The organism is Streptomyces sp. NPDC016309, assembly GCF_043077235.1.
Taxonomy (GTDB): Bacteria; Actinomycetota; Actinomycetes; order Streptomycetales; family Streptomycetaceae; genus Streptomyces.
This window is the reverse complement of sequence record NZ_JBIBSG010000019.1, coordinates 63,341-73,028: the sequence shown is the minus strand read 5'-3', so window position 1 is coordinate 73,028 and position 9,688 is coordinate 63,341. Positions and strand designations below refer to the sequence as shown.

The following is a 9,688-nucleotide window of genomic DNA, read 5'->3' as shown; positions in this document are numbered from 1 at the left end:
GACCTCGGCGCCGGGGGGCGGGGCGATGGTGGGGCCGCGTTACGCACTGATCCCCGTCCACGGCTACGGCATCGCAGTTGCGACCGTTGCACGCATGCTCGACGCGGACGGCGGCGGCACCCGCGCCCGGGTTCTGGCGGCCGGTGAGCCCCTCCCGTACGGATCACAGCCGGTGCTGCTGGCGGAGACGACGGTGTACGGCGCGACGTGCGTGGAGGAGCTGCTGCGCCGCTGGGGCCCGCTGCCCAAGCCCTGGCTGGTGCTCATCTCCGACGCCCCCACCCGGCCGGTGGCCGATGCCCGCTACCTCGTGCGCGCCCTGGAGGCGCGCCTGGCGGGGGTCGCGAGGGTCCCCTACCTGCCGGTCCTGCGGGCCGTTAAGGGCCCGGACGAGGCGCTGGAGCACAAGGACGTTCAGACCGCGGCCGAGAAGCTGCGGCGCACGATGGAAAGGAACTGACGATGAGCATGTCCACCCAGCTCTACACGCTCGCCGGATACCTGGCGGCGCCGGGGGACCCCGCCCAGGAAGGCGGCGGTGGCGGCGGTCTGATCCCGCCCGCAACCCCGACCAAGATCCCCGGGATGGACGGCCCCGTCGCCGAGATCTTCGGCTACGGCCTGTGGCTGCTGATCCTCGCGGGCGTCGGCGGCACCGCGTTCGGCGTGTACAAGCTGGCGGTCAGCGACAAGTCCAGGAACGGCGGCGGCAGCGAGCCGTTCAAGTGGATGGGCGGCGGCATCGCGGCCATCCTGCTGTCCGGGTCCCTGATCGCCATCCTCAACGGCATCGCTGGTTAGGCGGCTGACGATGGCCCGTACGCGAGGAACCCTGAACACCTGGACGACGTGGCTGGCCGGTGCCGCGCTCGTCGCGGTGCTGGCCCTGACCGGCTACGTGATGCTCAGCGGGGAGGAGTCCGCCTCGGACACTCCCGCCAAGGGCGGCCCCAGCGCGGGTTCGTCTGCTGCTTCGAGCCCGGCTTCGACCTACGCCCCTCCGGATGAGTGGACCGAGCCCGAGCGCTGGGTCGCGCTCCCGCGCGGGCAGCGCACCGACGAGCACGGCAGCGAGGTCGGGTTCCCGCACACCACCGAGGGCGCCGTGGCGATGATCGCGGCGTCCAACGAGACCGCCATGGAGGGCGACAAGTCGGCGGTCGACGAGCAGCTACGCATCTACCACTCGTACCTGAGCAAGAAGGATCAGTCTCCGCAGACTGCCCAGCAGGTCGAGCTGAAGGCCATGCAGACCGACAAGGACCTGGCCCGGCAGACGGGCGTGAAGCCGGGCCAGCCGCTGCCGCCCGGCGCGTACGTGCGCAGCAACGTGGTCGGCTACCAGGTCATCCAGCAGTCCGCCGACGAGGTCAGCGTCTGGGTCCTCACCGACGTCGCGCAGAAGACGGGGGAGACGGCGAAGGAGTCCGGCGGCTATGCCCGCCTTCTGGCCGGCGCGCGCTGGGAGGGCGGCGACTGGAAGCTGTCGGGTGCTGCGACCCAGCGGGCCCGGCAGGCGACCCGCGGGGAGTCCAAGCCGGGGATGGTGGCTCCGGGTGACGGTGGGTTCAACCGGGAGGGATGGACCGCCATCCGTGAAGCGTCGTGATACGACGGGCCGCAACCCTGCTCGTTGCGCTCATGGCGGTGCTGGGTCTTTCCGTCCTCGCGCCGTCGCCGGCAGGCGCGGCCGACGGGGTGATCGGTGGCGGTTCTCAGGTGATGTGCGAGGCCACCAGCGGAACGATCCTGGACGTGGTGTCGGGGGGCAAGGGCGATGTCCTGTGTGACGAGATCGGCAAGGGCGTCGCCAAGGCGGCCAACAAGGCGTGGGACGCGGTCTGGGACAGCATCCTGGGCGACGTCATCCGCGCCGGCATGGACGTCGTGAAGTGGATGATCAAGAAGCTTCTGACCGTCGCGCTGCAAGGGCCTTCGGTGGACCTCTCAGCCACGGGTCTGTTCGGCAGGGACGCCACCTTGGCGGGCATGCTGACCTGGCTCGGGCTGGTGATCGCTGCGGCCGGGATGATGTGGCAGGCGGGCAAGATGGCCGTCACCGGCCAGGCCAAGCACCTTGGCCGGGCGATGGTGGGATGGGTGGAGAACCTGGTCCTGTCCACCGTGGGCGTGGCGATGTTCGCGCTGCTGCTGGCCGCCGGGGACGCGATGACCACCGGCCTGGTGGACGCCGCCTTCGAGGACGACGGCGCCGCCTACGAAACGATCACCGGCACCCTGCTGCCGGGCGGAATCTCCAACCCGATCATCGTGCTGGGCGTGGTGGTCGTGTTGCTGCTGGTGGGCTTCATCCAGCTCATCATGATCTTCCTTCGGCAGAGCGCCATCCCGATCATCTGCCTGCTCCTGCCGGTGGCGGGCGGCGGCCGGGCGGGCGGCGACGTCACCCGGCAGTGGGCGCCCAAGCTGATTACCACCGGGCTCGTCATCGTGACCTACAAGCCCATCCTCGCCATCATCATCTGCACCGGTTTCGCCGAATTCGGGAAGGCGCAGACGCTGGCGGAGTGGCTGCGCGGGATCGCCACCCTGGTCCTGGGGATCTTCGTACCCGCGCCCCTCACCAAAATTTTCGCGCCGTTCGGCGCCGCGGCCGGAGGTGGGCTGGCGGCCGGCGGGCTCAGCACCGCGCTGAACGCGGCCGCCTCCTACCTGGGCGCCAAGAAGAAGGGCACGGACGACGGTGGCGAGGGTGCACCGCCGGCGACCCCGGTGGCGCACGCCCAATACGTGCAGCAGCAGATGGGCAGTCAGGGCGGCGGCCCGGACGCGGGCGGCACGGAGGGCACCTCAAGCGGCGGTGACATCGAGGCGGGCAGCGACGCGGTGGCGCACGCTTCGCGCACCCAGGCCGGTGCCAGGGTGCCGGGCCAGGCGACCGGCGAGAGCGACGCCGCCGGTGGCGCTTCCACGGACGGGGCGGATGCCACGGACACTGGCACCAGCGGCGAGAGCACGAGCGGAGGCACGACCGCCGGAGCCACCGGCGCCGCAGCGACAGCGGCCTCGGCCACGACGGCCGGGGCCGGTGCTGCCGCCATTGAAGTCCTGGACGGTGTCAACGACGTAGTCCCGGACGCTGCTGCCGGAGGGGCGGCGGCTGCCGGAGGGGCGGCCGCCGCAGCGGCCACCGGCTCGTCGACGGCAGCCCGGAGCGGCACCGCCGACATCGAAGTGCTGGACGGCGTCAACGACATGCTCCAGGACGCTGCTGGGGGAGGAGACGGAGCGCGGTGAGTACACACGATGTACCGCGGAATTTGATGGTCGAGCCGTTCCGGGCCCGCAACAGCGGGTTCGGTGGGCTGTCGAAGGGCGCGATCATCATCGCGGCGATGGTCCTGACGGCGGACGGCCTGATCGCCACCCAGGCGCCCCTCACCCTGCTGGTCACCCTGCCGGCGACCGGCGCGGTCATCGCGCTGGCCGCCGCCCGGCGCCACGGGATGTCCGCCCTGGCGTACTACTGGGCCCGGCTCGCCTGGCGCCGGGCCTCCCGGGCCGAGGCGACCTCCTACCGGAGGCTGCTGCTGCCGCACCCCTACGCCCTGGACCTGCCGGGCGTGGGCGCCTCCACCACCCTGATCAAGGCCCACGACCCCACCAGCGGCAAGCCGGTCGGGGTGGTCCACGACCGGGCGACGGGATACATGACGGTCACCACGCTCCTCGCCCCCGGCGGCAGCCTGATGGCGCCCACCGGCGCGGTGCAGAGCAGCCTGCGGACCTGGTCGTCCGTGCTGGACTCGATGAGCACCGACGACCAGATCAAGGCGGCATCGGTGACCATCCAGATCACCCCCGGCGCCGGCGAGGCACTGGGCGACGACGTGAAAGCCCGTCAGGACCCGCATGCGCCGCAACTGGCGAAGAAGGTCCTGCGCGAGCTGGTCCGCACCACCCCGCACGCCACCGCCAGCGTGGCGCCGTGGATGTCCGTCACGGTCGACCCCAGCGCCTCCGCCAACCCGCCCACGGACCTGGCCGAACAGGTCGCCGAGGCACTGAAGGTGGCCGACTCGCTGGACCTGTCGGGGACCGGCACCGACATCGAACGCCGGGCGACCGACATCGACCTGCGCCGACTGGTGCGATCCGCCTACGACCCGGCCGTCTTCAACGCCCGCGACAAAGACTTCGCCGACCTGAGCTGGGGAGAGTGCGGGCCGCAGGCCGCCGACGACGGGTGGGAGGAGTACGCGCACGACGGCGGCGTGTCCGTCTCCTGGGTGCTGCGGGAGATGCCGCGCCGCACCATCGCCTACAGCGTGCTGTTGCCTCTGCTCGCCCCGGGCCGCTTCCAGCGGCGCATCACCCTCGCCTACCGGGTCCTGGATCCGATCGAGGGTGAGGCGGTGCTGGAGCGGGAGATCAGCGCCGCCCGCGACCGGGCCCGTGCGACCGCCGAGGTCAAGGGCCGCGCGAAGTGGTCGCAGAAGGCCGACGCCCAGCGGGCGGAGAGGGCTGCCGCCCAGATGGCCGGCGGCGCCCAGGTCGTGGACTGGACGCTGATGGTGACCGTCACCGCCCGCAGCACCGCCGAGCTTCCCGCAGCCCGCCAGGAGCTGGAGCGGGCGGTGAAGGCGACGCGAGGTATCCGCATGCGGCCCGCGTTCGGTGCCCAGGCCGCCATCTTCGCGGCCGGGCTGCCGCTGGGCTACAGCCCCCTGATGAAGGACTGACGAGGTATGGCACGCACGCCCAAGCCGCCGGCGGTGACCACGCCCAAACGCGTGACCCGGGTGGCGGAGCAGGCCCCCACACGCGAGGAACGCCGCGAGCAGAAGAGGCTGAGGAACCGGTTCGCCCCCCGCCTGGGGTGGGGCGGCCGTTTCGGCGGCCGCGTCCCGGTCGAGGACTCCGGCACCGTCTACACCGGCCCCACCTCCCAGGCCGGAGGGATCTACCCCTTCCTGCTCGGCTCCGGCCTGCCGCCGCGCGGCGTGCCGGTCGGCCGGGACGTCCTGACCGGCGAGCTGGTGTGCATCGACCCCTCCGGCTGGACGGGCAAGCTCACCACCAACCCCGGTGTGTGGGTGATGAGTCAGCCCGGCGCGGGCAAGAGCGCGCTGGTCAAGCGGGTGTGCCTGGTGTACTCCGCGTACGGGCACATGTGCGTGGTGCCCGGCGATGTCAAGGGCGAGTACAGCGAGCTGATCCGCGAACTCGGCGGATCCGTGGTCCGCATCGGCGACGGCATCGGCCGCATCAACCCGCTTGATTCCGGCCCGCTCAAGGGCCGCGTCCAGTCCCTGCCCGTCGAGCGCCGCGACGCCCTGCTCGACGTCCTCAACGGCCGCCGGCTGGAGACGCTGGTGGCGCTGCTGTCCACCAAGCACGGGCTCGGGCGCGCGCCGGACGAAGTCGGCCGCAGCGCACTGGACACGGCCGTGCAGGTCGCCTCCGCCGCCCAGCCCAGCGGCAGCGACCCCATCATCCGGGACGTCGTCAACGTCCTGCGCGCCGCGCCGGAGGAACTGCGGGTCAAGCTCGCCGCCGACGGCGCCCGCTACCAGGACCTGACCCGCTCCGTCATCGCCGGGCTCGACAACCTGGCCGGCGGGCCGCTGAAGGGCCTGTTCGACGGCCCCACCACCACCCCGCTGGACATCCACGCTCCCGCCGTCTCCGTGGACATCTCCGCGTTGCGCGCCCGCGGCAACGACGTCGTGAGCGCGGGCATGATCGCCACCTGGGCCTACACCTACAGCTCCATCGACTCCGCCCGGTCCATCGGGCTGATGGACCGCAAGCTGGTGCTGCCCATGGACGAGATGTGGCGCGCGCTGCGCTCCGGCCCCGGGCTGGTCGACGCGATGGACGCGATCTCCCGCCTCAACCGCACCACCGACGACGTCACCATCTACGTCACGCACAGCCTGCTGGACGTCGAAGCGCTCCCGACGGAGATGGACCGGGCCAAGGCGAGAGGCCTGATGGACCGCTGCGACACCTGGGTCCTCGGCGCGAGCACGGAGGAAGAACTCGGGCGCGTGACCGGCAAGCGGGTGCTGACCGAGCAGGAGGTCATGATGGTCAGCTCCTGGGCCTCGGCGACCTCCACCGGACTCGACATCGCCCCCAGCTACGACGGCGAGGCCACGGTCGAGGAGGAGACCGCCCGGCACCCCGGCCGCGGCAAGTACCTGATCAAGCTGGGCACCCGGCCGGGCATCGCGGCCGCGCTCGAACTGACGCCGACCGAGCAGCGGCTGTACGCCACCGACAACAACCGGCGCCGCACTTCGACCACAGGGGGTGGACGCTGATGATGACCGACAACGACCGCGCATGGGCCTTCGGGGGCATCGTGCTGGGCGGGGCGGTGACGCTGTCCGCCTCCAGTTGGGCCGGAGCGGCCGCCGGCGCGGTCCTGACCGGCGAACCTGCCGCGCCCGCCTCCCCGGTGACCATCTACCGCATGGCCAGCGACTGGTCGGCGGTCTGGAGCGGCTCCCCGACCGCCTCCGCCATCGGCGCCGCACTGCTCGACGTGGCCGTCGTCGCCCTGGTCGTGTGGGGGCTGCGGGTGTCGCTGCGGTGGTTCCACAACCCCCGCCACCTGGCCACCTTGCACCAGGTCCGTGACCTCACCCCGAAGCACGCGGCCCGCACCGCGACCCGCCTGCGCGCCTCGCTGAAGGACACCGAGCCGAAGCAGATCCCGGCCCGGGACCGGGGTGTCCTGCTCGGCGACCACCTGCCCTCCGGTGTGGAGCTGCGCGGCTCCGACGAGGACACCTACATCGCCATCATGGCGCCCCGCGCGGGCAAGTCGACCTCCCTGGCCATCCCGGTCGCCGACGAGGCGCCAGGCGCGCTGCTGATGACGTCCAACAAGGCCGACGTCTACGCCGCGACCCTCGCCTCCCGGGCCCGCATCGGCCACACCTGGATCCTGGACACCCAGGGCGTGGCCCAGGCCGAGCGGGACATGTGGTGGGACATGATCGCCCAGGCCGAGACACTTGAGGGCGCCGAGCGTCTCGCCTCCCACTTCGTCACCCAGATCACCAGCGAGCAGGCGGACCCGTTCTGGTCCCAGGCCGCCGGCGACCTGCTGGTCGGGCTGTTCCGCGCCGCCTGGTGGGAGGGCGGCAGCGTCCGCGACGTGATGAAGTGGCTCGCCGACCCCAAGGAGAAAGCGCCCATGCGGGTGCTCTACCAGCACGAGCCGGTCCTCGCCGAGCAGGTCGACTCCTCGGTCAACATCGCCGAGGAGACCCAGTCCGGGATCTTCCAGAACGCGCGCACGGCTGTGTCCGCGCTGCGCGACGAGAAGACCCTCGCCTGGGTCACCCCGGACAAGCACCGGCCCCGCTTCGACCCCGAGCACTTCGCCACCAGCCGCGACACCCTGTACCTACTGAGCAAGAAGGGCGGCCCGATGTCCGCCGTCGTCGCCGCGTGCGCCGACGCGGTGTTCACCGCCGGCGCGGAGGCGGGCGAGCGCCACGGCGGCCGCCTGCCCGAGCCGATGCGCGCCGTACTCGACGAGGCCGCCAACATCTGCAAAATCGCCGACCTGCCCGACCTGTACTCCCACCTCGGCTCCCGGGGCATCACCCCCTACGTGATCCTCCAGAGCTACCGCCAGGGCGTGAAGGCGTGGGGCGAGGTCGGCATGGACGCCATGTGGGGCGCGGCCACCAAGAAGCTCATCGGCGTCGGCCTGGATGACGCCAAGTTCGCCCAGGACGTCTCCACCCTGGTCGGCGCCCACTACGTCGGCCGCGGCTCGTACTCCAAGAGCAAGGAGGGCTACTCCCGCAGCGTTTCCGAGCAGCGCGAGCAGATCCTCGACCCGGCCGACATCCGCGCCATGCGGAAGGGCACCGCCCTGCTGATGTCCACCGGCATGCCCATCGCCCAGATCGCGCTCCGCCCCTGGTACGCGGAGAAGGCCATGGCCCACATCGGCCCCCAGATGGCCGCCGAGGAGATGGCGATCACCAAGAGGGCCGTCGCGGCGTACGAGGAGCGGAAGGCGGCCCGCGATGGCCGATGACCCCGACGTCCCCGACTTCGAGGTACCCGTCGGCATGTTCGAGGACCTGGAGGACCTCAAGGCCCACGTCGCCGCCCTCACCGCCCAGGTCAAAGCCCTGACCGAGACGGCCGGCGCGGACCCGGGCGAGGCCTTCGCCGACGACGACCCGGCCAGCGAGGAGAACCACGACGGCGGCACGGAGGAAGACGACTGGCAGTACCCGCCGTTCATCCTGCTGCTCGACCCGCCGCAGTACGACGACGAGCTGCGGGCGCTGATCGAGTGGGTCGAAGGCGTCCTGGTCCCCGGCTACCTCGGCGAGCCGACCTCCGACAGCCGGTGGTGCCACCTGTGGTTCGAGCACCCCGTCGCCATCGCCCGCCTCCACGCCCTGTGGCTCGCCTGGCAGGAACTCACCGACCCCGCCACCTGCGGCTACACCGGCCCCTCCGTATGGCACCGCGACCACCTCGACCCCTGCATGCGCGAGCTCCGCCCCTCCAACGGCCCGTTCGCCGGGTGCACCAAGGGCGAGCACCAAATCGACCACCGCATGCCCGGCACTGTCCCCAGCGCATGGCGCAATGACCTCGGTGAGTAGCTGACGAAGAAGTCAGCGGACCCGGAGTTCGACGTATGGATCCGTAGCCAAACCGCAAGATGTTGTGGTCAGAATGTGCGTCGACACAACATGTAGTGTTCGCGGGTTAGTTGGGGGGCGTGGAGGTCCGCTAGAGTGAATCCCACCTCGTGGCAGAGATGCCGGAGAGGTCCCACAGCCGCGCCCTAGGAAAGTGAGGCCGTGGGGACGCTCTCCGACGCGACGTCATCGAGGTGACCGCGATTCACGACAGCGAAAGCAGGTGCACCCGACAATGTCCTTCCACGACAGTACCCGAACGCGGATCCTTCCCGGAATCTTCCCCGGCCGACCGCCCTACGGCCCATACAAGCCCGGCCCGTTCCCCGCGATCACCCCCGAGCAGATGCCCACGGTCGTCATCGTCGTGCTTTTCACGATGGCTGTCGCCGCCGGCCAGCACGAGCTGGCAACCGCCCTCGGGACCCTCCTCGCCGCGCCGCAGCTCGTCCGGCGGCAGGTCTAGCACCCGGGTTCCTCCTCGGTGGCCCCGCGTACGCGTGGGCGGGGCCACCGCACTGTTCGGCCCGCAGAGGAGTGAATGATGCGGACCCGTCGGTACGTCGCACCCGCGACCGCTGTGTGCTCCGGTAGGGCTGCCTGCATGGATCTGAGCGACGTCATCGAGCGAGCCGAACTGCATCAGGAACTCGCGGCGCGCGTGGGCACCGTTCCGCCCACGGGGCGCAAGCCCCGCTTGGAGGGGCAGTGGCAGGCTGCCTGGAGGATGTTCGAGACGGCCTGCCAGTTCTATGGTTCGGCCCGCCCGGAGGCCTTGGTGAGCGCAATGCGACGGGCACACGACGCATTCACCGCGAACCGTATTTCGAGTCCGGGGTTCCTCTGGTACGCGTTCCGGGAACTGGCCCCAGAAGTCGACGTGTGCGAACTTCCCATGAGGACGGAGTGGGCCGCTCGGGCGATGGAGGCGGTGCGAGCCGGGCTGAGGGACGAGGCATTCGCAACCTGGCTGGTAGCGCTGGATGAGGCCTTGGAGGCGCTCGCTTCCGAGACGGAACTTGTCAACGCCTCTTAAG

9 protein-coding genes are annotated in these 9,688 nt (G+C 71.2%); all 9 read left to right on the top strand.

What is annotated here, in order from left to right; genetic code table 11:
• Nucleotides 1–460 (top strand): hypothetical protein (locus ACF068_RS31280; RefSeq protein ID WP_392277689.1); only part of this gene is annotated, 460 nt, incomplete at its 5' end.
• Between the two features lie 2 nt (nucleotides 461–462).
• Nucleotides 463–801 carry a hypothetical protein gene (locus tag ACF068_RS31275; RefSeq protein WP_392277688.1) on the top strand — a complete coding sequence of 113 codons (339 nt, stop codon included), beginning with the start codon at nucleotides 463–465 and terminating at the stop codon, nucleotides 799–801.
• A gap of 10 nt (nucleotides 802–811) precedes the next feature.
• Nucleotides 812–1,609: a hypothetical protein gene (locus ACF068_RS31270; protein ID WP_392277687.1), complete on the top strand. Its 798-nt coding sequence runs from the start codon at nucleotides 812–814 to the stop codon at nucleotides 1,607–1,609.
• A gap of 32 nt (nucleotides 1,610–1,641) precedes the next feature.
• Nucleotides 1,642–3,258 (top strand): hypothetical protein, encoded by a 1,617-nt coding sequence (locus tag ACF068_RS31265; protein ID WP_392277686.1) that lies wholly within the window; start codon nucleotides 1,642–1,644, stop codon nucleotides 3,256–3,258.
• A gap of 26 nt (nucleotides 3,259–3,284) precedes the next feature.
• Nucleotides 3,285–4,703 (top strand): SCO6880 family protein, encoded by a 1,419-nt coding sequence (locus tag ACF068_RS31260; RefSeq protein ID WP_392277685.1) that lies wholly within the window; start codon nucleotides 3,285–3,287, stop codon nucleotides 4,701–4,703.
• Between the two features lie 6 nt (nucleotides 4,704–4,709).
• The gene (locus tag ACF068_RS31255; protein WP_392277684.1) at nucleotides 4,710–6,290 is read left to right on the top strand and encodes an ATP-binding protein; all 1,581 of its coding nucleotides are present in this window, start codon (nucleotides 4,710–4,712) and stop codon (nucleotides 6,288–6,290) included.
• Nucleotides 6,290–8,029 (top strand): type IV secretory system conjugative DNA transfer family protein, encoded by a 1,740-nt coding sequence (locus ACF068_RS31250; RefSeq protein ID WP_392277683.1) that lies wholly within the window; start codon nucleotides 6,290–6,292, stop codon nucleotides 8,027–8,029. The genes ACF068_RS31255 and ACF068_RS31250 overlap by 1 nt, the downstream gene beginning before the upstream one ends.
• Complete coding sequence (locus ACF068_RS31245; protein WP_392277682.1) at nucleotides 8,019–8,612, top strand: DUF4913 domain-containing protein; 594 nt, start codon at nucleotides 8,019–8,021, stop codon at nucleotides 8,610–8,612. Before ACF068_RS31250 ends, ACF068_RS31245 begins: the two co-directional genes overlap by 11 nt.
• Nucleotides 8,613–9,255: 643 nt before the next feature.
• On the top strand, nucleotides 9,256–9,687 hold the full coding sequence (locus ACF068_RS31240; RefSeq protein WP_392277681.1) for a hypothetical protein: 432 nt from the start codon (nucleotides 9,256–9,258) through the stop codon (nucleotides 9,685–9,687).
• The last annotated feature ends 1 nt before the right edge of the window (nucleotide 9,688 follow it).